At 62.7% G+C, this 24768-nt stretch carries 27 protein-coding genes; 16 read left to right on the top strand and 11 right to left on the bottom strand.

Going from position 1 to position 24768, the window contains the following annotated elements; genetic code table 11:
* Positions 1 to 177: 177 nt before the first annotated feature.
* Entirely contained in the window at positions 178 to 660 is a 483-nt protein-coding gene (locus H8F26_RS15040; RefSeq protein WP_197155256.1) for a PilZ domain-containing protein, read from the bottom strand.
* Positions 661 to 839: 179 nt separating this feature from the next.
* Between H8F26_RS15040 and H8F26_RS15045 the strand changes: the two genes are divergently transcribed.
* The 7 genes from H8F26_RS15045 to H8F26_RS15070 all read left to right on the top strand — a co-directional run bounded on the left by H8F26_RS15045 (position 840) and on the right by H8F26_RS15070 (position 9004).
* Entirely contained in the window at positions 840 to 1547 is a 708-nt protein-coding gene (locus tag H8F26_RS15045) for a DUF4079 domain-containing protein (RefSeq protein WP_197155258.1), read from the top strand.
* Positions 1547 to 2104, top strand: a complete 558-nt coding sequence (locus H8F26_RS19580) for a hypothetical protein (RefSeq protein WP_231597883.1) — start codon at positions 1547 to 1549, stop codon at positions 2102 to 2104. Before H8F26_RS15045 ends, H8F26_RS19580 begins: the two co-directional genes overlap by 1 nt.
* 6 nt (positions 2105 to 2110) lie before the next feature.
* Positions 2111 to 3757 carry a glycosyltransferase gene (locus tag H8F26_RS15050; RefSeq protein ID WP_370594711.1) on the top strand — a complete coding sequence of 549 codons (1647 nt, stop codon included), beginning with the start codon at positions 2111 to 2113 and terminating at the stop codon, positions 3755 to 3757.
* A 16-nt stretch (positions 3758 to 3773) separates the two neighbouring features.
* Positions 3774 to 4505 (top strand): pirin-like bicupin family protein, encoded by a 732-nt coding sequence (locus H8F26_RS15055; protein WP_197155260.1) that lies wholly within the window; start codon positions 3774 to 3776, stop codon positions 4503 to 4505.
* 75 nt (positions 4506 to 4580) lie between these two features.
* Entirely contained in the window at positions 4581 to 6329 is a 1749-nt protein-coding gene (locus tag H8F26_RS15060; RefSeq protein WP_231605254.1) for an NAD-dependent malic enzyme, read from the top strand.
* A gap of 37 nt (positions 6330 to 6366) precedes the next feature.
* On the top strand, positions 6367 to 6759 hold the full coding sequence (locus H8F26_RS15065; protein WP_197155262.1) for a Hepatitis C virus core protein: 393 nt from the start codon (positions 6367 to 6369) through the stop codon (positions 6757 to 6759).
* Positions 6760 to 6835: 76 nt separating this feature from the next.
* Entirely contained in the window at positions 6836 to 9004 is a 2169-nt protein-coding gene (locus H8F26_RS15070; protein WP_197155269.1) for a glutamine synthetase III, read from the top strand.
* Positions 9005 to 9145: 141 nt separating this feature from the next.
* On the opposite strand, the gene H8F26_RS15075 is transcribed toward H8F26_RS15070, so the two are convergent.
* The 5 genes from H8F26_RS15075 to H8F26_RS15095 all read right to left on the bottom strand — a co-directional run bounded on the left by H8F26_RS15075 (position 9146) and on the right by H8F26_RS15095 (position 12634).
* Positions 9146 to 9295, bottom strand: coding sequence for a hypothetical protein (locus H8F26_RS15075; RefSeq protein WP_197155271.1), 150 nt, complete (start codon positions 9293 to 9295; stop codon positions 9146 to 9148).
* 215 nt (positions 9296 to 9510) lie between these two features.
* The gene (locus H8F26_RS15080) at positions 9511 to 10098 is read right to left on the bottom strand and encodes a DUF2808 domain-containing protein (protein WP_197155273.1); all 588 of its coding nucleotides are present in this window, start codon (positions 10096 to 10098) and stop codon (positions 9511 to 9513) included.
* Positions 10095 to 10811, bottom strand: coding sequence for a M23 family metallopeptidase (locus H8F26_RS20265; protein WP_197155275.1), 717 nt, complete (start codon positions 10809 to 10811; stop codon positions 10095 to 10097). Before H8F26_RS20265 ends, H8F26_RS15080 begins: the two co-directional genes overlap by 4 nt.
* An 82-nt stretch (positions 10812 to 10893) precedes the next feature.
* A complete protein-coding gene (locus tag H8F26_RS15090; protein WP_197155277.1) occupies positions 10894 to 12150 on the bottom strand; it encodes a glutathione S-transferase family protein in 1257 nt (418 codons plus the stop codon).
* A 142-nt stretch (positions 12151 to 12292) separates the two neighbouring features.
* Positions 12293 to 12634, bottom strand: a complete 342-nt coding sequence (locus H8F26_RS15095; protein WP_197159255.1) for a P-II family nitrogen regulator — start codon at positions 12632 to 12634, stop codon at positions 12293 to 12295.
* 296 nt (positions 12635 to 12930) lie between these two features.
* Here H8F26_RS15095 and H8F26_RS15100 point away from each other — a divergent pair, with 296 nt between their 5' ends.
* Entirely contained in the window at positions 12931 to 14388 is a 1458-nt protein-coding gene (locus tag H8F26_RS15100) for an ammonium transporter (RefSeq protein WP_197155279.1), read from the top strand.
* A gap of 250 nt (positions 14389 to 14638) precedes the next feature.
* Here the strand turns inward: H8F26_RS15100 and H8F26_RS15105 are convergent, their stop codons facing one another.
* Positions 14639 to 15094 (bottom strand): hypothetical protein, encoded by a 456-nt coding sequence (locus tag H8F26_RS15105; protein WP_231605257.1) that lies wholly within the window; start codon positions 15092 to 15094, stop codon positions 14639 to 14641.
* Positions 15088 to 15531 (bottom strand): pentapeptide repeat-containing protein, encoded by a 444-nt coding sequence (locus tag H8F26_RS15110; protein ID WP_197159257.1) that lies wholly within the window; start codon positions 15529 to 15531, stop codon positions 15088 to 15090. Before H8F26_RS15110 ends, H8F26_RS15105 begins: the two co-directional genes overlap by 7 nt.
* Before the next feature lie 225 nt (positions 15532 to 15756).
* Between H8F26_RS15110 and H8F26_RS15115 the strand changes: the two genes are divergently transcribed.
* A complete protein-coding gene (locus H8F26_RS15115; protein WP_197155281.1) occupies positions 15757 to 16146 on the top strand; it encodes a YraN family protein in 390 nt (129 codons plus the stop codon).
* 26 nt (positions 16147 to 16172) lie between these two features.
* On the opposite strand, the gene H8F26_RS15120 is transcribed toward H8F26_RS15115, so the two are convergent.
* Complete coding sequence (locus tag H8F26_RS15120; protein WP_197155283.1) at positions 16173 to 16442, bottom strand: hypothetical protein; 270 nt, start codon at positions 16440 to 16442, stop codon at positions 16173 to 16175.
* Positions 16443 to 16535: 93 nt separating this feature from the next.
* On the opposite strand from H8F26_RS15120, the gene rsmA reads away from it, so the two are divergent.
* The 7 genes from rsmA to H8F26_RS15155 all read left to right on the top strand — a co-directional run bounded on the left by rsmA (position 16536) and on the right by H8F26_RS15155 (position 22570).
* Complete coding sequence (gene rsmA / locus H8F26_RS15125) at positions 16536 to 17390, top strand: 16S rRNA (adenine(1518)-N(6)/adenine(1519)-N(6))-dimethyltransferase RsmA (RefSeq protein ID WP_197155291.1); 855 nt, start codon at positions 16536 to 16538, stop codon at positions 17388 to 17390.
* Between the two features lie 60 nt (positions 17391 to 17450).
* Positions 17451 to 18404, top strand: a complete 954-nt coding sequence (gene ispE / locus H8F26_RS15130) for a 4-(cytidine 5'-diphospho)-2-C-methyl-D-erythritol kinase (RefSeq protein ID WP_197155293.1) — start codon at positions 17451 to 17453, stop codon at positions 18402 to 18404.
* Complete coding sequence (locus H8F26_RS15135) at positions 18401 to 18718, top strand: DUF3082 domain-containing protein (protein ID WP_197155295.1); 318 nt, start codon at positions 18401 to 18403, stop codon at positions 18716 to 18718. Before ispE ends, H8F26_RS15135 begins: the two co-directional genes overlap by 4 nt.
* A gap of 175 nt (positions 18719 to 18893) precedes the next feature.
* Positions 18894 to 19877, top strand: coding sequence for a pyruvate dehydrogenase complex E1 component subunit beta (locus H8F26_RS15140; protein ID WP_197155297.1), 984 nt, complete (start codon positions 18894 to 18896; stop codon positions 19875 to 19877).
* A 1-nt stretch (position 19878) separates the two neighbouring features.
* Positions 19879 to 21396: a protein translocase subunit SecD gene (gene secD, locus H8F26_RS15145; RefSeq protein WP_197155304.1), complete on the top strand. Its 1518-nt coding sequence runs from the start codon at positions 19879 to 19881 to the stop codon at positions 21394 to 21396.
* Complete coding sequence (gene secF, locus H8F26_RS15150) at positions 21393 to 22364, top strand: protein translocase subunit SecF (protein ID WP_197155312.1); 972 nt, start codon at positions 21393 to 21395, stop codon at positions 22362 to 22364. The genes secD and secF overlap by 4 nt, the downstream gene beginning before the upstream one ends.
* Positions 22364 to 22570 (top strand): hypothetical protein, encoded by a 207-nt coding sequence (locus tag H8F26_RS15155; protein ID WP_197155314.1) that lies wholly within the window; start codon positions 22364 to 22366, stop codon positions 22568 to 22570. Before secF ends, H8F26_RS15155 begins: the two co-directional genes overlap by 1 nt.
* 84 nt (positions 22571 to 22654) lie before the next feature.
* On the opposite strand, the gene H8F26_RS15160 is transcribed toward H8F26_RS15155, so the two are convergent.
* Entirely contained in the window at positions 22655 to 23677 is a 1023-nt protein-coding gene (locus H8F26_RS15160; protein WP_197155316.1) for an AI-2E family transporter, read from the bottom strand.
* A complete protein-coding gene (locus tag H8F26_RS15165; RefSeq protein ID WP_197155326.1) occupies positions 23674 to 24747 on the bottom strand; it encodes an AI-2E family transporter in 1074 nt (357 codons plus the stop codon). The genes H8F26_RS15160 and H8F26_RS15165 overlap by 4 nt, the downstream gene beginning before the upstream one ends.
* Between the last annotated feature and the right edge of the window lie 21 nt (positions 24748 to 24768).

The raw sequence follows: 24768 nt of genomic DNA on the forward strand, positions 1-24768 counted from the left end.
CCCGGAGTGACCTTGCAATGTTTCCAACCTTTCCAAGGGTCGTTGCAGGCGCTCGTCGGTCGGATGCAGATCTTTATGAGTCAACAGCTGAACCATGCCGCTTCATCACTCAACTCTTTCCGGGGAATGGCGCGCCATGGGGTCCCTGTAGCCAAGGAGCCCTAAGGTGCTGAAATCTCAGAGAAGACGACCTCCCGGGGGACGGACTGCTTCATGAGGAACCATCAGGCCCCTGAGAAAGGTTTGACTGAAATCAACCCTTCGGGAAAAGCGACAGCCGGCATAGGTGCCGCCAGCTTCCCTGTCCACCCACATCACCATAACTGCGGTGGGGATCACACTGTTGGTGCTGGGATGGGAAATCAACAGTGATCCCTTCTGACTGGCATTCACTCTTTCGCCAGGAGGAAATAGCAGGCAGCATCCCGACCAGCTGATATCCCAGAGTCTGCCGTGGTGTTGCAGGTCATTCACGGTGAAGATGGCACCGATCCAGATCGTGATGGCCGGCAGAAGAAATCTCTCTTCCCGCCTTGGCTGCTCGACCATAGATGTGGCTGTGATCCGACGGTATTCAGCCAGAGCTTCCCACATTTCAGCAGGCAGCGCCCCCCAGCGGTTCTGGGAGTCTGCGATGCCTGCTGCAAACGGCTCCGGCAAAACATCAGCCCCCTGCCAGGCGCTCGCTCTACGGGCGTCGTCGCTGTTCGCCGTACTACACACCGTCCGGGGGCGGTGGGCCAGGGCTGGACCAGAGCGCGGGAGTCCTCCCTCAGGAAAATCCGTTGCTGAAACTCAGCGGTAATTCCCCTACGGTTTTCACGAGTCAAGCTTCCACCATGCAGACGATCGACTGGTTGTGGCTGATACATCCCGTGCTGGCTGTGGTGGTGGTCTATCCACTGCTCGGCATCGTGCTCCGTCTGGCTCAGCAGACCCGCCAGCGGCGCCTCAAGCAGGCCAAGACCCCTCCCACCAGTGGCCGAGAACATGCCGATCTGGGCCGTTGGCTGGCCACGACGGTGGTGGCAATCGAGCTGGTGGCTCTCAGCGTGGTGATCGCGACAAAGCATCCCCTCTCCGCCTTCGAAGGCGGCGCAGGACGCCTGGTCCTGCTCGTGCTGGTGCTGCTCGGTACAACTGCTGCCCTCGTGCTGCTCTGGCGGGCCAAGGCCGCTCCCTACAGGGCCACGTTTGCCCTGTTGTGCTGGATCGGCGTCATCGGCCTGGGTATGCAGCCTGAGGTCTGGCGACTCAGCGACAATCCACTTGACCCGGCCTTCTGGCAATCCCACTTCTGGGGAGGGGTCGGACTCACCGGCCTGCTGCTCTTCGGTGTCGCGGCACGCCCCGAGATTCTTCGCAGCCTCCCCTGGCGTCGCCTTCACCTGACTGCCAGTGCCCTGGCGGGTCTGCTGCTTCTTGCCCAGGGCATCAGTGGGCCGCGCGATCTGCTGGAAATCCCCCTGAACTGGCAGAAACCCGCCATTGCGACCTGCGACTTTGTTCGTCAGGTCTGCCCGCCGCTCCAGCCGCCAGCGGGTTGATGCGTCTTCCCTGGGCTGTGGCGCTGCTCACCGTTCTGGCAGCGCGTTATCTGATCTGGCGTTGCGGCAGCACGCTCAACCTCAGTTCACCCCTGTCAACTGGCCTGAGCCTTCTGCTGCTGGCGGCTGAGTTGCTGCTGCTGGCCACCACCTTCCTGCAGCTCTGGTTCACCCTGATACCCCCTCCTCCTGTGACGGCCACTGTGGCCGCCGCCGCCGCCCGGCTGGAAGGCCGGATGACCCAGCATGCCCTTGCTTCTGCGGCTGACCGTCGGGACACCCCTGTCGCTGTTCCATGCATCCAGACAGCGAGGCAAACTGAGAGCGACCCACCGTCCGTACTGCATCTTTGCGATGAGGAGTCGGCGGTTGCTTCCCTCTCGGCAAACCCTCTGCTCAGGGTCGATGTGTTCGTCCCCACCTATGGCGAGCCGCTTGGCCTGGTGGAACGCTGCCTGCGCGGTTGTCTGGCGATGGACTATCCCATCAAGACCGTTTGGTTGCTCGATGACGCTGCCTGCCCTGAGCTGGAGCTGCTCTGCCGCCGGCTGGGATGACTCTACCTGAGTCGTGGGGAACGGCTCCATGCCAAGGCCGGCAACCTGAACCATGCCCTTCTGCACAGCAGTGGTGACCTCGTGGCTGTCTTCGATGCCGACGTGGTTCCACTGAATGGATTCCTTCGGCGCACCGTAGGGCTGTTCGATGACTCCAGCGTTGGGTTTGTGCAGACCCCGCAGAGTTACATGAATGCTGATCCCGTGGTACGCAATGCGTCCATGGAGCGATGGCTGCTGCCTGACGAGGAAACTTTCTATCGCTGGATCGAACCCACTCGGCAGGCCCTCGGTGCCGTGGTCTGTGCCGGCACATCCTTCGTGATGCGCCGCAGCGCCCTTGAGCAGGTGGGCGGCTTCGTTACCGCCACATCTTCGGAAGATCTGGCCACGGGAATCCAGATTGCAGCCGCCGGATACCGCAACATTTTCGTGGCCGAAAAGCTCAGCGCCGGCCTGGCTCCGCTCACCGCAGCCGCCATGACTCGCCAGCGCTGCCGCTGGGCCAGCGGCACGTTGCAGATCCTGCGCACCGGAGCCAGCCCCTTCCGCATCCGTGGCCTGACCCCACTGCAGCGCCTGGCCTATCTCGAGGGGATCCTGCACTGGTTCAATGTGCTGCCTCAGCTGCTGCTGTTGCTGTTTCCGCTGAGCCTTGGCTTGCTCGGGGTGGCACCAATCCGTCTCACTGCCGCCGGCCTGTTCAGTGAAGCGCTGCCTCTCTTTCTGGCGCAAATGCTTCTCAGCCGCTGGTTGAGTGGCCATGCGCGCACGGCCCTGTTGCCTGAGCTGTACCGCTGGTTGTTTGTCGTCCCTCTGGCTGGCGCGGTGCTGTCCACCCTGTTCGGGCGCCCCCTTCGCTTTCATGTGACGCCCAAGCAGCGTCCCTGGGGCCGCCGGCTTGGACCGTCACGACAACTGCTGCTCCCCTTGTTGTTTTTGCTCAGCCTCCAGCTGATCGCTTTGGTGCATCTGTTGAACGGGCCCCTCACCGGCCCAGAGCTCGCGGCTCTGGATCCGCTTCCGCCCGCCACCAGGGTTGTGACCATGGTCTGGGCCTGCACGAACCTGCTGCTCCTGCTGCTGGCGGTGCGCTGCTGCTGGGATCGCAGCGCCGACAGCGATCTCCCCTGGTTCCGGCTCGAGCCGAAGCCGCTGATCCGGTTGACCCCGATCCAGGAGGGGGCTCCGCTGCCACCGCTGAGCCTGAGCGTGATGGCGATCAGTGAAGAGGGGATCGAGTTGGAGGCCCCTGCTCAGTCATCGCCGGCTGCAGAATCCTGTATCACGTCGTCAGACGTTGTCTGCACCGTGGAGGGCTTGCCCGGTCTGGACGCAGTGCCCCTGGAGCTTCTGGAGTCGCCGCTGCTCATCTCCTCGCTGGGCGACCGGCGGCGGGATGGCTGGCGCCTGGCGGGGCGCTGGGGAGCACTGTCGCCGCAGCAGCGTGACCAGCTGCAGACGCTTCTGTACCGCCGTGATCGGCTCTGGCCGCAGCGCACGGCGCCCTTCGAGCTGCTGGCCCTGCCGGCGGTGCTGCGGTTGCTGCTGCGCCCCTGCGGGCCCGAGACCTGGTTTCAGCGCAGCCTGATCCCCCAGCGGAGCTGGGTTGAAGACTTGCCAGGCACGGCAAGGGATCGCAGAGTTTCCTGACGTTCGCCTGACCCCCATGCCCGCCGTTCCCCTTGAGACCAGGCCCTCTCCGTTGCTGCTCTGTCGCCGTGCTGGCGAGCGGTTCCACAGCAGCTTCGACTGGCTGGAGAGCTGGCACACGTTTTCGTTCTCGCATCACTTTGATCCCGCCTGGATGGGCTTTGGCCCACTGAAGGTGATCAACGACGACACCATCGCCGCCGGCCGGGGCTTCGGCATGCATCCCCATCGCGACATGGAGATCATCACCGTGATGGTGCAGGGGGAGTTGCATCACCGCGACTCGATGGGCCATGCCGAGATCCTGCGAGCTGGTGAAGTCCAGCGGATGAGTGCCGGCACCGGTGTGGTCCACAGCGAGATCAATGGCGGCTCCACGCCCTGCCGGCTCTTGCAGATCTGGATCGAGCCCAGCCGCCGCGGCATTCCGCCCGCCTACGAGCAGAAGCCCTTCGCCATCGGCGCTGGTTGGACCCTCCTGCTCGATCCGGAAGGATCTGGCGGTGCCATGGCGATCGAGCGCCCCGTACGGCTCTGGCGGGCCAGGCCCCAGCCGGGCGATCGTCTGGCCAACCCGCTCGAGCCCGGCACCCAGGGATGGATCCAGATGATCGAGGGCAGTCTCGAGATTGCCGAGGCTGGCGCTCCTTTGCTGGCGGGTGACGGTCTCGGCTTTGACGCCGCCTCGATCGGGGCCTTCCGTGCGGGGAGGGAGCCCGCCGACGTGCTGCTCTTCGAGCTGCGTTGATTACCCAGCCCGGGCCCATGGCAGGGTGAGGACCCCCTCCGGCAGCGCTGTCTGTCGGTTGCCAGGTCGTCTCCGGTGTCTGTTCCGTCCCACGCGATCCATCCGGTGCAGGCCACGCGTCTGCGGGGGGCCGCCGTTCTGGCCGATCCTCTGCTCAACAAGGACACGGCCTTCACCAGACAGGAGCGACGGGAGCTCGGCCTCGAGGCGCTGCTCCCCTGGCAGGAGGAATCACTGGAGCTGCAGGCCGAGCGTGCCTGGCGGATCTTCGAGGCTTTCGACGACGACCTGCAGAAATTCGCCTTTGCGGCTCAGCTTCGCCAGAGCAATCTGGTGCTGTTCTACCGCTTCCTCAGCGATCACATCGAGGCGGTGCTGCCCGTGGTCTACACCCCCACCGTGGGGCGCGCCATCCAGCGTTTCGGCCACCGCTATCGCAGTCCCAGTCAGGGGGTCTATCTGCTGCCGTCCCAGCAGGACCGACTTGAGACCTTGCTGCAACAGGCTGCGGCGGGCCGACCCGTGAATCTGGTGCTGGTGACCGATTCGGAGGGGATCCTTGGTATCGGGGATCAGGGGGTGGGGGGCATCGAGATCTGCCTGGGCAAGCTGGCCGTCTACACCCTCTGCGCCGGTCTCCATCCGGCCCAGATGTTGCCGGTGGTGCTGGATGTGGGGACTGACCGCCAGGAGCTGCTGGATGACCCCCTCTATCCGGGGCTGCGCCAGCCGCGGCTGCGGGGCGAGGCCTACGACCGATTCATCGAGCGCTTCATCGGCGCGGTGGAGCGTACCTTCCCGGGTTGCCTGCTGCACTGGGAAGACTTCGGCACGCACCAGGCGCGCCACAACCTGGCGCTGTACCGGCAACGGATTCCCAGCTTCAACGACGACATCCAGGGCACCAGTGGGGTGGCCGCAGCGGCGATCCTGGCGGCCTGCCGCGGTCAGGGGCGGCAGCTGAGCGGGCAAAGGATTGTGGTGTTCGGCGCTGGCACCGCCGGTTGCGGGATCGCCGATCGGCTGGTGCGGTTACTGCGGGCCGAGGGGATGGGGGAGGCGGAGGCCAGGGCCCACATCTGGGCGATTGATCGCGACGGCCTGCTGCTGGACGGTGACGCGGGTGAGGCCGCTGCGGCCTTCGGTCGTCCCCGTCAGGAGGCCGGCAGCTTCCGCCGTGATGCCTCAGGCCGGATTGGCCTGCTGGCGGTGGTGGAAGCGGTGCGGCCCAGCGTGTTGATCGGCACCTCGACGGTGGCCGGGGCCTTCACCCGGGAGGTGGTGGAGACGATGCTGGGTGGCCTTGACGGCGATGGTTCAACCCGAGGGACCAGCTTGCCGGGGTCCGTGGTGCCCCGTCCGGTGATTCTTCCCCTCTCCAACCCCACCACCCTGGGTGAGGCCACTCCGGCCGACCTGCTGGCCTGGAGCCATGGGCGGGCCCTGGTGGCCACGGGTAGCCCCTTTGATCCCGTGGTTGTCGAAGGTCAGAGTCGACGGATCGGGCAATGCAACAACTGCTTCCTCTATCCGGGCCTGGGTTTTGCGGCAGTGGCCGTGGGAGCGCGCCAGGTGAGTGAGGCGATGATCGAATCCGCAACCCTGGCCCTGGCGGAGAGGATCCCAGCGACCAAGGATCCGGACGCTCCGCTGATGCCGTCGCTTTCAGAGGTGCAGTCGATTTCCGCCACGGTGGCCGAAGCCGTGGCCATCACAGCCATGGCCGAGGGCCTGGCCCGACATGCCACCACGGAAGCGGAGGCCCTGGCCTGCCTGGAGGCGGCGCGCTGGAGCGCAGACTATGGCCCGGTGCAAGCCATCTGAGCCCGTCCCCCCGTCCCCCGCACTGACCCCTCCCCACATGCAGGATCCCCCAAGTGGCTATCAGAGCCTGGCCTGGGCCGGACTGATCGCCAACATCCTGGCGATCCCCCTAGGCATCGCGGTGATTCTGTTGGATCCTGACCTGAAGGTCGCCAATCTGGTGGTGATCAGCAGCGCTGTCCTGCCCACGATCGTCGTGGGTCTTGTGGCCTGTATCGCCCTGCTGCGCTGGCGACGCTGGGGTCAGATTCTGGCGATCGTCGCCCTGTCCATGAGTCTGGCGACCAGCCTCTCCTATGGGATCGTGCGACTGGCTCTGGTGGCCTCTGGCCGACCGGTTCTGGCCCTGGTGCTTCCTCTGTTGTGGGTCACCAACGTGGCGCTGCTGGTCTACTGGTGCCGGCCGGTGCATCGCCATTACCTGGGCTGAGTTCTGTAGCAACCGCTGCAAGGAGAGGGAGGGGTCTCGGGATTGGATGTCGTTCATCCGCCTCTCGTCCTTCACCATGCCCAGCCCCCAGCGCTTCGCCGTTGCACAGCAGATTCAGCAACGACAGCCGGTGGCCACCGCTCCGGTCCAGAGCCTTGAAGAGCTCTGGTGCAGTGACGTATTCACGCTCGCCAAAATGAAGGCGGCGATGCCGAAGGAGATTTTCAAGTCGGTGCAGCGCACCATCAAGGACGGCAGCAAGCTCGATGTGTCGGTGGCCAATGTGGTGGCCCAGGCCATGAAGGAATGGGCTACGGCAAGGGGTGCCCTTTATTACTCCCATGTTTTCTATCCCCTCACCAACTCCACGGCCGAAAAACATGATGGTTTCATCTCTCCCCAGGGAGATGGCAGCGCCATCACGGAATTCACCGGCAAGTTGCTGGTGCAGGGCGAGCCGGATGGTTCTTCGTTCCCCAATGGCGGCATCCGCTCCACCTTCGAGGCCCGCGGCTACACCGCCTGGGACATCACCAGTCCGGCCTATCTGATGGAGACGCCCAATGGCGTCACCCTCTGCATCCCCACCGTCTTCGTCTCCTGGACGGGCGAGGCCCTCGACAAGAAGACCCCTCTGCTCCGCTCCAATGCCGCTGTCAATGCCGAGGCCCAGCGGCTGCTGGGTCTCCTGGGCGAAACCGACATCGCTCAGGTGAACTCCAGCTGTGGCGCGGAGCAGGAGTATTTCCTGATCGATAATGCCTATCTGCCTCTGCGCCCCGACCTCCTGCTGGCAGGTCGCACCCTGTTCGGCAAGTCGTCTGCCAAGGGCCAGCAGTTCGATGACCACTACTTCGGCGCGATCCCCGAACGGGTGCAGGTGTTCATGCAGGACGTGGAGCGTCAGCTCTACAAGCTCGGCATTCCCGCCAAGACCCGCCATAACGAGGTGGCTCCCTCCCAGTTCGAGATTGCTCCTTATTTTGAGGCGGCCAATGTAGCCACCGACCACCAGCAGCTGACCATGACCGTGCTGCGCAACACGGCCAAGAAGCACGGCATGGTGTGCCTGCTGCATGAAAAGCCCTTTGCCGGCATCAACGGCTCCGGCAAACATGTCAACTGGTCGATCGGCAACGCAACCCAGGGCAACCTCCTCGATCCCGGCAACACGCCTCACGAGAATCTGCAGTTCCTGCTGTTCTGCGGTGCGGTGATCCGAGGTGTCCATCTCTATGGTCCACTGTTGCGGGCGGTGATCGCCACGGCCAGCAACGACCACCGTCTTGGGGCCAACGAAGCACCCCCGGCGATCATTTCGGTCTATCTGGGGAGTCAGCTTGAGGATGTGTTCAACCAGATCCGTGAGGGACGCCTGAGTAGTTCATCCATCGGCGGAATGATGGATTTCGGTGTGGCGACCCTTCCCGAATTCCCCAAGGATGCCGGCGACCGCAACCGCACGTCTCCCTTTGCCTTCACCGGTAATCGCTTCGAATTCCGTGCCGTGGGCTCGGGCCAGTCTGTGGCTGGACCGCTGGTGTCTCTGAACACGATTCTGGCCGATTCACTGGCCTGGGTGTCCGATCAGCTGGAAGCCAAGCTGTCCAGTGGAACCTCCGTGGAAGAAGCCAGTCTGGTTGTGCTCAAAGAGGTCATGGAGAAGCACGGCAACGTGGTCTTCGGTGGCGATGGCTATTCCGATGCCTGGCATCGCATGGCTGTTGAAGAGCGTGGTCTTGAGAATCTTCGTACCACAGCGGATGCCCTGCCGGTGTTGCAACGTGCTTCCACTCGTGAACTGTTTGAGCACACCGGTGTGCTGACACCGGTCGAACTGGAGAGCCGATTCGAGGTCTACGCAGAGCAATATATTCTTGCGATTGAAGTGGAAGCCAAGCTGGCCGTGCAGATTGCCCGGTCTCAGATTTACCCTGCCGCCATGCGCTATCTGGGTGAATTGGCTGGCTCGCTGCAGTTGCAGACCGCCATGGGCCTGCAGGTGTCTCCCGAAACCCAGAATGCGGTTGCCTCCCTCAGCCAGACCTTGATGGAAGTCAGTGGCTCCCTCCAGACGGCGATTGATCAGCCCCCCCACGGCACCGAGGCCCACATGCGGCACTGTGCTGAAACACTGCTTCCCTTGATGTCAGACCTGCGCACTGCAGTGGATGGGCTGGAAGCCCTGGTGGACGACAATCTCTGGCCCCTGCCTTCCTACCAGGAGATGCTGTTCTTGCGTTGAGTCTGACCTGATTCAGCCCCTACTCACATCGGGTTGTTCTTGGCCCCGAAGGCTCGCCCTTCGGGGCTTTCTGCCGAAGCAGCGCTGGCGCCCTGGAGCGTGAGCTTCTGAAGATGTCGTAAAGGTGACAGTCAGCAGCTGTCACAGGAGCGATGATCCTTGATGGTCTCTGAGTTGCTTGCCGATGTCTGCATCGATGTCGCCTGCCAGCGCTTCCCGTTCTCCCTCCTTGCGCAGCAGCACGTCCAGCTCGTCTCCACCGCGCCCTTTCGAGCGAGGTGGCGGCTTCAATGCCGTTGGTCCACGCCTGTATCGGTTGGTCGACCTGCAGGGCATGCCTCACCCGGTTCTGGATGATCTCTATGACTCGCTCGAGTCAGCCTGGAGTGAAGCGATCAGTTGGTGGCAGGAAATGGGTGGTGCCGTGGGCGGTCCGGTCGGAATTGGGGTTGAAGTGAGTACAACCAATGGAGATTGGCGAACACTCAGATACCCAGGCTGTTGAATCAATAACGATCGATGGAATAGATCCGCAGGGTTCCTGATCCAACGGCTGATGGTATTGGGTTGGGTCCAGCTGGAATGGCTTCTACCTGGAACATGTACGTATCAGCCTGGGCAGGGTTATGCCATGGCTTGATCATCACTGTGATCGTGTTTCCGGGCGGTATCGGCTCTGGGAAGCTCAGCTTGAAGCGGCGGAGACTTGGGTCAAAGCTGGCTTCAACCGGGACTGGAGCTCCACCGTGACGGGGTTGCCCTAGAAAGGCCCGGGTTCTCTCCGGGCTGAAGGGGAATTGCCAGTCTGCACCGCGAGTCTGCTGAATGGTGAGACCGCCGAGTGATGCACCAGCATCCTCGGCAAGGGTGAGGGTGAAGTAGTACTCAGCCCAACGCTCGAAGACATTGGTGTAATAACTCCTCAGATCTACTTTCCAGGGGGCTCTGAGGAACACCGTGCTGCCGCGTAGCTCGACAGCTCCACTTCTCAGGGGTTGGAAGACTGCTGCGCAAGCCAGACAGGACAACAGCACCAATCCAACCCGGGTCCTTTTCCAAGGATTCAGCCTTGTGATGTCGAAGCTGGAGGTCATGGCGCGCCTTGACTGGTTGCTTGGCTGGACTCAGCGAGCGCTGCCAACGTTCCCGGTGCTGACTCTGGAAGCGGCGGAAGAACTGGTGGTGGTAGAAGTCGAGTCAGATGGGGGGTGGGGTCGAGTGCCTCAACCGCAACATCGCCACGGCGTCGCAGTTCAAAATGAAGATGGGGACCGGTGGCCTGCCCACTCATGCCGACGCGGCCAATCGGCTGGCCAGCCTGGACCGCATCGCCTGGTTGGAGATCCGTGGATTCCAGGTGGGCGTAGAGCGTCTCAAGTTGGCTGGTGTGAGCCAGCACCACGGTGAGGCCATACCCACCAACGGATTCAACCAGAACAACGGTCCCTGCAAGGCTGGCTCGCACACCAGTTCCAGCGGGTGCGGCGAGGTCGAGGCCCGTATGCATTCTCCAGGCTCCGCGGGCTTCGGAAAAGCGCCAACCCCAGGGATCCACCTGCTGGGTCGCTCCAGCCAAGGGATCCAGCAGTGGAGGAATGGATTGCACACCTGAAACCGCGTTGCTGTGGTCCGCAGCGCGATCGTCCAACGAGCCAGCAGATGGCAGAACATCGGCCACCGCCAGACGCGTGGGAATGGTCGCTGGTCTGGGGGGAATTCCCGGCGCTGCGGTTTCGTCCCATGACGCCCAGGCTGGGGCTCCCCCTAGGACAACAAGCAGCAGGGCCAGAGAGCCTGAAGCGGCCATCACATCACCCGTTCAAGCGGAACGACCAGAACAGCCACACGGTGAACTGAAGCCGCGCCACCGTCCAGTGGCAGGGACAGCTTCAGCGACTGGCTGTCAGGAATGGACGCGGATCCTGATCCCGGCGATGGCGCTGTGAGAGGGCTGGTGGTTGATCGTCGGGGCTGCGTGGATCGAGCTTTGCTGTGTCCTCAAGGGCCTGGCGCAGCAGCCGGGCTGAATGAAGCGGCATATCGCGCGGAACGCAGATGTGATCCCGCAGGTCACGCAGCCGGACGGCACTGCCTGGAGGTGGAATGCATGCCGTCCCCTGGATCAGGCGGGTGAGAGCAGCACGCAGGGCCTGATCAAAGCCGCTGTTGGAGGGTTGGCGCGCCACCAGCACAGTCCGATGCCGCAGAACCCTGGCGAGGGCTACGGCCGCAGCATCCGGCGGCACGGGTGCAGACGTTTCGGGGTCGGGCTCACAAATGGGCCATGGACCTCGATCGACTCGACTGGCGATGGCCTGCTGTTCAGCCGTGCCACTGGGATAACAGCCACCCATCTGAGGGGGCAGATCGTGGGCGTGGGTATGGATGTCGCTCTGGGTCCCGAGATACGTGGGGCGTCGCTCAAGGGCCTGGAACCAGCGATCGATGGCTGGATGCTCCTGACGCAAGGCATAAGCCTTGTAGTAAAGGAGGCTAGCCGCCATCCGCTCGAGATAAGGCACGAAAACCAGGTCAGCCGTACTGAAGTCACTCAGCAGGAAGGGGCCAGGAGTGTGCTGCAGCTCTGCTTCCATGCACTGGGCAGCACGGCGAAACGCATCACGGCGGTGACTGTCGTCGTCGATGGAACGGCTCGGTGTGCAGAGCCACTGACACCAGGATCGAAAGATCTGGCGTTCCAGGCGCCGCAGGGGCAGCACAGTGGGATCGTTCATGCCTGGACCGAGTGGAGCAAAAGTTGTTTCCAGAGCTTCCAGGATGCGATCGCTCTCGGTAACCAGATGTCCATCGATCTCCAGAGCGGGCAACATCCCCGAGGCAACCCGTTGGCGGTACCAGGACTCCTTCTCGCCGTAGCAGAACATCGTGACCTTGCGGATGCGATAGGGAACCCGCCGCTCCTCCAGCCACAGCCAGACCTTTTGACAATACGGACACCAGGCGTGGTGGTCGCGGTACAGGGTGACCCGAACGGAAGTCTCGGGTTGTCCGAACAGCCTCAAGGTCGCCTGGGAATTGGTCAGACCTTCAACAGGATCGTCCAGTGAAGCTGCAAGCGTCTCGAGGCTGAGCCAGTCAAGTGGCAAGCAGGCCTCGAATGGGATTGGCGAAAGTTCGGAAGGCATGACAACAATCATGGAGTATCGAGCCTCTACTCGTGACGCTCACAAAACCAGCCACATAATAAAAACACCCCTCAGCCCAGAAGGACTAAGGAGCGAACTGATCAATAAAGGAATTTTCAGTAAGCAATCAGACCAGTGAGCTTCAGATCAGAGTGACATCTCCGGATTCACCGGTCCGGATGCGAATAGCATTTTCGACGTTGGTAATAATGATCTTGCCGTCGCCAATCTCACCGGTCTGGGCGTTCTTGAGCAGAGCCTCCACGACCTTGTCACAGCTTTCGTCAGTCACCACCAAGGTCAGGAGAGTCTTGGAGAGAAGACGTGCTTCCACCTTCACACCGCGATACACCTCTGTGTGCCCCATCTGTTTGCCGAAGCCCTGGACGGTGGTCACGGTCATCCCATTGATGCCCAGTTCCACCAGTGCGTCCTTGACGGGATCGAGCTTTTCGGGACGGATGATGGCCTGAATCTGTTTCAAGGCTTTGGCAAGTGGCTGGATCTCCACTTTGTCAGGGTCCGCCCGGAGGTGTGTAGCAAATGTTGCCAGATGCAACGGCAGATGCGACGAATCGCTGACACAGCTGCCGCTTGCATGGGAATCAGCCAGACGGTGTGGATTGAGGAATGACAGGCCCCTGGAGGCACGGATTGGCGATTTGGTAGCGACGGACACTTAGCAAAGGTGCCTTAACGAGCACTTTTGGACCTCAGGGAAGGGCTTCATGGCCTTCCACTCCCGTGCAGCCTCTGCTTTTTTTTGAGTCATCACGCTCCATGACAGTTGCTCCGCGCGCCCCCAGACGCACCGCCTCGAGGCGTCTGCAGGAGGCCAGTCTCATTGAGGCTCCGTCGCTGATTGTTCGCAGCATTCGGGGTCTCTCATCCCAACGCTCCCTCACCTGGCTGGCCTGCGTGCCACTGGCCTTGCTTGGTTTGGGCGTTTTCAACCTGTCGGCCCACGCGGCTGAGCTCCCTGAGCTCACGCCAGCGTTCCTGGCCAACAACATGTTCATCTTTGTCTGCGCGATCCTCGTCGTTTTCATGAACGCCGGTTTCGCCATGGTGGAGGCGGGAATGTGCCGGCAAAAAAATGCTGTCAACATTCTGCTGAAGAACCTGATTGTGTTTGCTCTTGCGGCAAGCGCCTATTGGTTGATTGGCTTTTCGCTGATGTACGGCGATGCGCTGGTTGATGGTTGGCTGTACTTCAACGGGCTTTTCTTTGATCCCGAAGTAACTGCTGAAATGGTCACCGAAGGCAGCCTTGTTCCTTCTGTTGACTTCTTCTTCCAGGTTGCATTTGCTGCTACGGCGGCCACAATCGTTTCCGGACTTGTTGCTGAAAGGATCAAGTTTGGCGAGTTTGTTGTTTTCTCGCTGATTTTGGTTGGATTTCTCTATCCCATTGCCGGCGCTTGGCAATGGAATGGTGGATGGCTTTCCAGTCTCGGTGGCGAAGCCGGTGGTTTCATTGATTTTGCTGGATCCTCGATCGTTCACTCCTTCGGAGCCTGGGCTGGCCTGGTCGGTGCAATCCTGCTTGGTCCCAGGATCGGTAAATTCGTGGGCGGCAAGCCGATGGCTTTGCCTGGTCACAGCATGGCCATTGCGACTCTCGGTTGCCTGATCCTCTGGATCGGTTGGTATGGATTCAACCCTGGATCCCAACTCGCCATGGATCAGGCTGTTCCTTACATCGCCGTGACCACCACCTTGGGTGCTGCTGGTGGTGCGATCTCCGGAACTGTCATCTCCCAGATTCGAGGTGGAAAGCCCGACCTCACCATGACCATCAATGGCATCCTTGCCGGTCTGGTCAGTGTCACTGCGGGATGTGACGGCATTTCGATGGCTGGTGCCTGGGTCATGGGCTTCATCGGTGGCGGCCTCGTGGTCTTCTCGGTTGCCTTCATCGACAGCCTGAAGATTGATGATCCGGTTGGTGCCTTCTCCGTGCACGGCACCTGTGGAATCTGGGGAACCCTTGCAGTTGGGCTGTTCAATCAGGAGAAAGGCCTGTTCTACGGCCATGGCTTCACCCAATTCGGCTATCAGATCGTCGGCGTCCTTGCCTATGGCATTTTCGCTGTGATCACCTCTTTGATCGTTTGGTCGATCATTGGTGCCATGTTTGGAGGCATTCGGGTGTCAGAGTCTGAAGAAATCGAAGGTCTCGACATTAGCGAGCATGGCATGGAAGCTTATCCCGACTTTGCATCTTCTGCAAAGTGAACTTTAAATTCCGATAATCCTCATTAGGGTTTCAGAATTTTGTTGATTCAATCACCGCTCCTGGGCCTGCTCTCCGGATCGGTGATTTTTTTTGTCGACAGGGGAGGCCCTTAAAGGTGAGGAGTTTCTTTGAATCAGGAGATAAGACACATGTTTCTTGATTCTCTTTTGTTGGGGGCCTTCTTCTCGCATTTTTGATGACATGCGCAACAAAGCATCAGCGATATGGTCTTTCCTATTTAGTTAGCCATCAACCATCATCGTCTTCTAGCAGAAGCTGCTGAAAAGCGGCATACAGTTCTTGATTCTGACTCTTCAGTTCGGCTTCATGTCGTCCGGCTTTTTCGGTTGTTTTGCCTCGCTGCTTCCCCTGCCGCCCTTGCCGTTGTTGGCCGCTGGACCGGACTCGCCGATTGTCATCCAGAGCGTCTGCCTTCACGGGCTCAGGGTTGCTGGATGTCTTCACCTCCATCTGACGTAACCGATCCATGAGATGGGGCGGCACTGTCCCGTCGGGACTGACCCGCATCAGCTGGCGAAACAGTTCGGCCGGGTCCTCTTCGGTTTCAACTTGATGGCGTCGCTCACTGGTCGTATGGCCAGGCGCTGGCTTGGGCTGAGGCAAAGGCAGCGGCTGTGGTAAGGCTCGTCCCAGCTGCTTCAATCGTTCCAGGCTATGGGCATCAAAGCTCATGATGGTCAGCATCCCAGGGTGTCGCGGGTGTTGCGACCAGTGATTGGGTTGGTGCCGCTGGCTGAGGCACAGAGAGTCTTGAGCGCATCGGCGCGCAATGGAACATTGGTGAAGTCGGCACCATCGATGGCCACACTCTGAAAGCGGGTGTTGAAGGCAAAGGCATCTTCAAGCACCGCATCGCGAAGGTCGGTTCCATTGAAGACCGCCGAATCCAGAGTGGCTTCGCGCAGATCCGCTCCTCTCAGGCTTGCGTCCTGCAGCTTTGCGCCGAACAGGCTGGCGCCGCGGAGATCGGCTCCAGTGAAATCGGCATCGCGCAGGTTGGTGAGGTTGAAGGTGACACCACGCAGATCCGCTTCCCGGAAATCCGCCCCGATCAGCACCTGCTTGGCATAGTCCATCGCTGCTGGAGCAGGTGCTGCCCAACTCAGAACACCCAGCAGCATCACGATGGCGCTCAGGCATCCAGCCAGCAAGCGGCCCAGACGTTCCAGTTTGAGCCCTGCGGAGTGGCATGGCACCAGGTCCAGCAGGCTCGGAGAGGCTCCTTGGGAGGCCCTGGCCATAGCGAATCGACGGGTGGTCCAACCCTAGGAAAAGTTTGGGACGGTCTTCCTGCCGCGATGACACCGCTGGGGAACTCTGCTCAAGTCACCCCATGCTCTGGATCGATGGGACTCCACCGACGATGCAAAGCCTCCACCCGGGAGCGGGGTCAGGGGGCAGAGGACTGGGCGGCGTTGCTGCTGCAGCGACATGGCTGGACCGTTCTTGCCCGCAACTGGTGGTGCCGCTGGGGTGAGTTGGACCTGGTGTTGGCAAAGCCCAGGCGGTTGCTGCTGGTTGAGGTGAAAGCGCGGCGGCGTTCAGGCCGTGATGGAGGCGGTGTAGCGGCCTTCGGCGTGATCAAGCGGAGGCGTCTGGCCCGGGCATGGGCGTGCTGGCTGGCAGCCCATCCCCATCTGGGAGATCGGCCGGTGGAGGTGGTGCTGGCCCTGGTACCGCTGCCGGTGGGGCTGGATGCGGTGCGCTGGTTGCGGATTGAGGCTGGTCTGGGTTGAGGGTGGTCTGCTGGCAACCACCGCTCCTAGGGCGCCTGGGTCGGGGGCGGATCAGTGGTGTATTCCACCGAGCAGCGGTAGCGGGTGTTGTTGAATCCCACCCCGAATTCTTCGCAGCGCTGCCCTGTGACCGTGGCTCCGGCAGGGATCTGCTCCATGGCCCGCTGCAGGGCATTGGACTTGTCCCAGACCGATTCAGCGGTTGCACTGCCGGCCTGGGCCGGTGACGGCCAGGACAGCACCGTGCCGATCAGAGCGCAGCCGATGCAGATCAGGTTCGGAGGGTGGCGGAGCATGGAAGATCTCTCGCAACGACGAGCAAGGCTTCTCTCTTGATAGCCAGGCTGGGCCTGTGGCGCTGCAATCTGGATGCTTGTTCCCGGCCTGCCATGACTTTCGCTGCCCACCGGGCGCGCAAACGCTTTGGCCAACACTGGCTGATCGATCAGAGCGTTCTGGATCGCATCGTGGCCGCCGCTCAGCTTGGGCCTGAAGATCGGGTCCTGGAGGTGGGGCCTGGACGCGGAGCCCTGACGGAACGGCTTCTGGCTTCGCCGGCGGCATCTGTGCAGGCGGTGGAGCTGGATCGTGACCTGGTTCAAGGCCTGCGACAGCGCTTTTCAGATGATCACCGCTTTCATTTGATCGAAGGCGATGCCCTCGTGGTTGCCTTGCCAGCAGCCGACAAAGTGGTGGCCAACATCCCCTACAACATCACGGGACCCCTGCTGGAAAGGCTGCTGGGCCGCCTCGATCGGCCCGTGGAGCCGCCCTACGCACGCCTGGTGTTGCTGGTGCAGCAGGAGGTGGGAGAGCGGATCCGAGCCCGTCCCGGCAGCAGTGCCTACTCGGCGCTGAGTGTGCGGATGCAGTTGCTGGCGCATTGCCATTCGGTCTGCAGTGTGCCGCCTCGGTGCTTTCAGCCGCCGCCGAAGGTGATGTCCGAAGTGATTGCCCTGGAGCCGATGGCGGCTTCCGACCGCCTTGAACCCCGTCTGGCCCGGGCCGTGGAGTCGTTGCTGCGCCGCTGCTTTGCCGCCAGGCGCAAGATGTTGCGCAACAGTCTCTGCGGCCTTGTGGGTGACCAGGAGTTGCTTGCCGTGGCGGCAGAGGCCGGGATCGACCTTCAGGACCGACCCCAGATGCTCTCACCTGCCCAATGGGTGGCCCTGGCTACGGCCCTGGAGCCCTATGGCTCTCAGGTTCAACCAATCGGAGGAGAATCGAGCTCCACTGAGTGCTGAACCCAGCTCCTGCAGACTCAGGCCCAGTCCACGCGGCAGATGCCGCCGCCGCCTGTTGCCATGGCTGAGCTCATTGTGCGGGCCCCCGCCAAGATCAATCTGCACCTGGAAGTGCTGGGTCTGAGGCCGGATGGCTTTCATGAGCTGGCCATGGTGATGCAGACCCTCGATCTGGAAGACCGGCTGTGTCTGCAGGCGCGCCCTGATGCGGAACTGACACTGTCGAGTGATCGGTCTGACCTTCCGAGTGATGGCAACAATCTGATTGTGAAGGCTGCGGATCGGTTGCGGCGCCACGTGGGTCGGCTCGACCTCGGCGCGTCCATGCGCCTGGAGAAACGGATCCCGATCGGAGCGGGGCTGGCGGGAGGAAGCAGTGACGCGGCGGCGGCCCTTGTGGGCCTGGATGCCCTTTGGAATCTGCAACTGAATCGCTCCGAACTGCTGGATCTGGCGGCAGAGCTCGGCTCCGATGTGCCTTACTGCCTGGTCGGCGGTACCCAGCTCTGTTTCGGGCGAGGTGAGCGGCTGGAGCCGGTGCCCTTGCCCGAGCCGCCGCGCCTCGGGGTGCTGCTGATCAAGCATCCCGATGTGAGCGTGTCGACCCCCTGGGCCTACGGGTTATGCCGCCTGCGGAGGCAGGCCACCTATGTGGAGGGTGAATCCGCTTTTGAGCAGCGCCGTCAGGCCCTGCGGCAGGGGCCAATGCTGGCGGCTCTGCAGGGCCATGGCCCTTGGCCGCCCTTGCGCAACGATCTCCAGACGGTGGTGGAGCCAGAGGTGGCCTGCGTCCGTGAGGGGCTGGTTCTGCTGCGGCAGGCCCCGGGGGCCGAGCAGGTGGCGATGAGCGGGTCTGGTCCAAGCCTGTTTGCCCTGTTCAGCACGGTGGCCGATGCGGAGAGGGCCCTGGAACACCTGGCGACACCACTGAGGGACGCTGGCTTCGAGGCCTGGTGCTGCCGCTGCAGCAGCTCCGGTGTCAGCCTGGACCCACTCGCCTGTGCCGACCGATGAGTGAATCCGAGGAGGCGACGCCCTCCACAACCACCCAGCCCCGCAAGGGCCCGCTCAGCTTTCTCTCGGGTGCCCTCACCAGTGCCCTGCTGGGCTGGCTCAGCCTGGGGGTGAGCCAGCGGGTCGTGGGGTACTACATCGACCATCCGCCCAGCTACGGCTCGGCGATGGCCCAGAGCATCGCCACCGCCGTGAAAACCCTGGTGGTGGGGATGTGCTTTCTGGCCACCTTCAGCTTTGGCTTCATCGGCCTGGGGCTGTTTCTGGTGTTCCTGCGCAGCCTGGTGCCTGCCGGAAGCGAGCAGAGTCCTTAAGCTCGGGGACCTCGCACGGTCTTCCCTGATGGTGGACCTGATCCGATGACTCCCCACGACCTGGGCCTGCTGGTCACGTTGCTGCTGCCGGGCCTGCTGCTCTCGGTGCTGCTGCTGAGCACCTTTGCAGCGGGCGGCTGAGATAAGTTGGCGCGAATCTGGACACCGCTTGGCAGTGGCTGAAACTCTTCTGTTCAACGCCCTGCGCGACGCCATCGACGAGGAGATGGCCCGTGACCCCTACGTCTGCGTCATGGGAGAAGACGTGGGCCAGTACGGCGGCTCCTACAAGGTCACCAAGGATCTCTACGAGAAGTACGGCGAACTGCGGGTGCTGGATACGCCCATCGCCGAAAACAGCTTCACAGGCATGGCCGTGGGCGCTGCCATGACGGGCCTGCGCCCGATCGTGGAGGGCATGAACATGGGCTTCCTGCTGCTGGCCTTCAACCAGATCTCCAACAACATGGGGATGCTGCGCTACACCAGCGGCGGCAACTACACCATTCCCACCGTCGTGCGCGGCCCCGGTGGGGTCGGGAGGCAGCTGGGCGCGGAACACAGCCAGCGCCTCGAGGCCTATTTCCATGCGGTGCCTGGCATCAAGATCGTGGCGGTGAGCACCCCCACCAATGCCAAAGGCCTGATGAAGGCCGCCATCCGCGACAACAATCCGGTGCTCTTCTTCGAGCATGTGCTGCTCTACAACCTCTCCGAGGACATCCCCGCCGGCGACTACGTCTGCGCCCTTGACCAGGCCGAGGTTGTGCAGCAGGGCAGCGACGTGACGATCCTCACCTATTCGCGCATGCGTCACCACTGCCTCAAGGCAGTGGAGCAACTGGAAGCCGAGGGGGTCAGCGTTGATCTGATCGACCTGATCAGCCTCAAGCCCTTCGACATGGAGACGATCTCCCGCTCCATCCGCAAGACCCACAAGGTACTGGTGGTGGAGGAGTGCATGAAGACCGGCGGCATCGGCGCCGAACTGATCGCCCTGATCACGGAGCACTGCTTCGACGATCTCGATGCGCGGCCGGTGCGGCTGTCCTCCCAGGACATCCCCACCCCCTACAACGGTGCCCTGGAAAATCTCACGATCATTCAGCCCCACCAGATCGTGGACGCTGCTCGGCAGCTCAAGGCGGGCCTGATCTGAGATGGCACGACAACAGGGGTGGTTCGCCCTGATCCTGGCTTTGGCGATCGCCGCTGGAGCCCTTCTTGCCAGCTATCCCTTGCAGCTCGGTCTGGATCTGCGCGGCGGCAGCCAGCTGACCTTGCAGGTGCTGCCGGCCGGTGCCATCAAGACAGTCGACAAGGAACAGCTCGAGGCTGTCAAGGAGGTGCTCGATCGCCGCATCAATGGCTTGGGCGTGGCCGAATCCACTCTCCAGACGGTGGGTAACGACCAGATGGTTCTGCAGCTGCCCGGCGAGCAGGATCCCAGTCGTGCCGCCAAAGTGCTCGGCACCACGGCCCTGCTTGAGTTCCGCACCCAGAAGCCCGGGACTGAGCAGGCCTTGCGCGGCCTGCTGGCGCTCAAACGCCAATCCGAAGCCGTTCTACGCAGCAAGGAGCGCCGCACCGCAGAGGTCAACGAGCCGCCCACTGCCCCTGGAGCTCCGAATCCGGAGCCGCCGCCTGATTTCCAGGCCGACGAACTGGCCGATGCCATGCGCAGCATGGGCCTCACCGTTCCAGCCGGCAGCAGCGAAATTGACCAGCTCAGGTTGCTCCTGGAAGCGGTCAACAGCCGGGTTGTCGACCTGTTTGAACCCACAGGCCTCACCGGTAAGGATCTGGTCACTGCCGGCCGCCAGCAGCAGCAGAGCGGAGCGGGTTGGGAAGTGACCCTCGGGTTCAATCGCGAAGGCGGGGAGAAGTTCGCCACCCTCACCCAGTCGATCGCCGGCACAGGTCGCCTGCTTGGGATCGTGCTGGACGGTCGATCGATCAGCGAGGCCACCGTGGGACCTGAGTTCAAGGCTGCCGGCATCGCCGGTGGCTCCGCCAGCATCACCGGCAACTTCAGTGCCGAGGAAGCGAGGGATCTGGAAGTGCAGCTCCGCGGCGGCTCTCTGCCCCTGCCTGTGAAGGTGGTGGAGGTCAGAACGGTGGGTCCGTCCCTTGGGGCTGAAAACGTCCGTACCAGCTTGTTGGCCGCTCTCTCAGGCCTGGCTCTGGTGGCGGTTTTCATGGTCTGGGTGTATCGCCTGCCGGGCCTGGTCGCGGTGGTGGCCCTGAGCCTCTATGCCCTGTTCAACCTGGCGATCTACGCCCTGATTCCGGTGACCCTGACCCTGCCGGGGATCGCAGGCTTCATCCTGTCGATCGGCATCGCGGTCGATGCCAACGTTCTGATCTTCGAGCGGGTCAAGGAGGAACTGCGCCAGGGCACCACCTTGATCCGATCGATCGATTCCGGTTTCTCCCTTGCCCTGTCGTCGATCCTCGATGGGCACGTCACGGGACTGATCAGCTGCGTCGCCCTGTTCGCGCTCGGCACCGGCCTGGTCAAGGGTTTTGCCGTGACCCTGGGGATCGGTCTTCTGCTGAGCCTGTTCACCGCACTGACGTGTACCCGAACGCTGCTGCGGTTGCTGATGAGCTATCCAAGCCTGCGCCGTTCCACTTACTTCCTGCCTGCCACCCAGCTCCCCGGCACCGCCGCATGACCGCAAGCCTTGCTTCCCTTCCACCCCTTCGCTATTTCCGCATCAGCCGGCATCGACGCGTCGCCTGGATCGGGTCTGGGGTTGCCTGCCTGTTGAGCCTGATCGGCCTGGCCATCTGCTGGTTCACTCCTTCCATCGGTGCACCCTTGAAGCCGGGGCTCGATTTCACCGGCGGCACCCAGATCCAGATCGAGCGTGCCTGTGATCCAGGCGCCTGCTCAGCGATCAATGGACAGGAGATCCAGCAGCGCCTGGCCCGGATCAGCCTCCCCAGCGAAGCAGAGGAGCAGGCACCGAACATCTCCAGCGTCGCCGTGCAGGTGCTGGATCAGGGCCAGTCCGTGGTGTTGCGGTTGCCCGCTCTGGCGCCGGCCCAGAGCGCTGCGGTGATTGAGGAGATGGCCGCGGATGTGGGTCCGCTCGATCAGGCCGGTACCTCGGTCAATACGATCGGCCCCACGCTCGGAGCGCAGCTGTTGCAAGGCAGCCTGATTTCTCTGCTGGTGAGTTTTGCGGCAATCGCGGCCTACATCACCCTCCGCTACGACCGTGTCTATGCCTTTCTGGCCCTGCTGGCTCTGGGTCACGATGTGCTGATCACCTGTGGGGTGTTCGCCTGGCTCGGTCTGCTCCAAGGGATTGAGGTCGACTCGCTCTTTGCCGTATCTCTGATCACCGTGGCCGGCTATTCGGTGACAGACACCGTGGTGGTGTTCGACCGGATTCGGGAGCAGAAATCCCTGATTGGCCAGTTTTCGCTCATCGATCAGGTGGACGTCGCTGTGGATGCCACCCTCACCCGCTCGCTCTACACCTCGCTCACCACCCTGTTACCACTGCTGGCCCTGATCTTCTTCGGAGGTAGCAGCCTGTTCTGGTTCGCTGTGGCCCTAACCATCGGCATTTCTGTTGGCAGCTGGTCGAGCATCGGCATCGCTCCGACCCTTCTGCCACTGCTGTCCCGTTGATGGAGACCCCAGTGCGGCGAGGCAGGGCAGGCCTTCTTGTCCCGATCGCCCTGTTGCTGTTCGCCCTCGCGGATCTTCGGGTCGAACTGCAGCTGTTGCTGGATCACGTGACCCTGACGGCACTGGGGTTTGCGATCCGGGCCCATCCCCTGGCCGTGTTGGTGCTGCTGCTGCAACCGTCGCTGTGGCGGCACTACCGCCGCTGAGTGTTGGCCAGCACGGATTCAGCCATCCAGCTCGCTTCTGCAGCTCCCGCTCCCGCTCAGTGAGATTGCTGGTAGTCAGCTGGCTCAATCGCTTCTCGGCCGGGTTCCATCCCAGCGATCCATGATCTCAGCCACCACCACCTCCTGACCGATCACCTGCAAGACCACCACCAACGGCAGGGCAATCAGCACGCCGGGCAGCCCCAACAGGGCTCCCAGGCAGAGCTGGGCCATCAGGGCCACGGTAGGGAGCAGGTTCACCGTTCGGCTGAGCAGCACCGGTGTGAGCAGAAAGGCCTCGCCGTTCTGCAGCACCAGCCGCAGCATCAGCACCTGCAGCACCTTGGCGGGCGAAACCAGCAGGGCCATGGCCAGGGGCAGCAGGGTGGCAGCCGTGGGACCGATGGTGGGCACGAACGTGAGCAGGGCACAGACCAGCGCGCTGAGCAGGGCCAGCGGCACGCCCAACAGGGAGAGTCCGGCCCAGGTGAGCAGACCCACCACTACGGCCGACAGGGTCATCCCGGCCAGCCAGCCTCCCAGGGCTTCGCGGCAGTCTCCCAGCAACTGCCGCATGCGCAGCCGGTAGAAGCGCGGGGTGGCCGCCACCACCAGTCCTTGATGGCTGCGGGGATCCAGGGCCAACAGGATGGCGAGCAACACCATCAACACCAGCTGGATGGTGCTGTTGGCAGCACCACCGGCCACCCCGATCAGCTGGCCTCCGAGCGGCTGAAGATTCTCCCAGGTGCTGCCCTCCAGCAGTTGCTGTTCAAGCCGATCAAAGCCGGGCACGTTGGCGGCGAGCGCGGCCAGCTTCTGGGTCAGGGCGGGCAACAGCTGGATGAGGTCGTTCACCTGGGTGAACAGCTCCGGCAGCAGCAGGCCGCCCAACTGGGTGCCGGCCACCAGCAGCACCAGCAGCACCAGGGCAAGGGCTGCCGGTCGGTTCAGGGGCAGCAACCGACGCAGCAGCGTGATTGGGACGTCGAGCGCCACCGCCAGAACGATCGCGCCGAACAGAATCAGCAACACCCATCGCAGCTCCCAGGTCAGGAGGCCCAGCACGATCAGGGCGAGGGCACCGAGCAGGGTGCGCGAACTCATGGCGCAGCGGCCCTCTGCGTCTTCCAGGGATCAAGAATGTCGCGGATCACGATTTCCCGCATGATCACCTGCAGGCACACGGCCAGGGGCAGGGCCAGCAGCAGGCCCAGAGGGCCGAACAGCACCGTGAACAGCAACTGGGCCATCAGGGTGAGGCCCGGGAGCAACTGGAGCTGGTGGTGCATCACCGAGGGAGTGATCACGTAACTCTCCAGGTTCTGAATCGCCACATAGAGGCCAAGCACCGCCAGGGCCTTCCAGGGGCTTTCCAGCAGCGCCACGGACATGGGAAACAGGGTGCTGAGCGTAGGGCCCACGTTGGGGATCACGTTCAGCAGTCCGGCCAGCAGGGCGTTGGCGGCCACCAGCTTCACCCCGAGCAGAGATAGGCCGATGGCCGCCAGAACCCCCACGCAGGTGGAGCTGATCAGGACCCCTACCATCCAGGCACTGAGGGCATTGCCGCACTGAACCAGAACGGCGCGGAACCGCCTCCGATAAAACGACGGCACCAGAAGCAGCAGAGCCTCTCGGTACGCCTCCGGCTGGCTGGCGATCATCAGCGCCACCGCCACCACAAACAGGGTCTGGATCAGGCCGGCGCCGACATTGCCGGCCAGTCCAAGGATGCGAACGGCGCCGCCGCTGAGATGGGAGGCCAGATCCCCGGCGGGATTGGCCCCTTGCAGCCCATGCTGCAACCAGGAGAGAGTGCCATCGCTTCGGCCGTACAGCATCCTGCTGGCGCTGTCCATGGCCTGCCGAAGCAGTTCAAGCAAGGCACGACCAGCCTGGGGAATCTTCTGCAGGAGCTCTGAAAACTGCCCCACGAAGGCAGGGATCACGGCGGTGCCGACGACCAGCACCACAACCAGCAGCAGTGCGAGGCTGAGCAGAAGTGCCAGTGGGCGCGGACAGCGCAATCGATGGCGCAGCTGGCCCACCAGGGTGCAGAGCGCCATCGCCAGCACAACCGCGGCGAACACCAGAACCAAGGCCTCCCGCAGGCTCCAGAGGAGCAGCAGGGAGGCAACCAGGGCAGCAAGCCCGAGCCACTGGCCGAAGGTCACGATCCCATCCTCTGCTGGTCG

Source organism: Synechococcus sp. CBW1006 (genome assembly GCF_015840525.1).
GTDB lineage: Bacteria > Cyanobacteriota > Cyanobacteriia > PCC-6307 > Cyanobiaceae > CBW1002.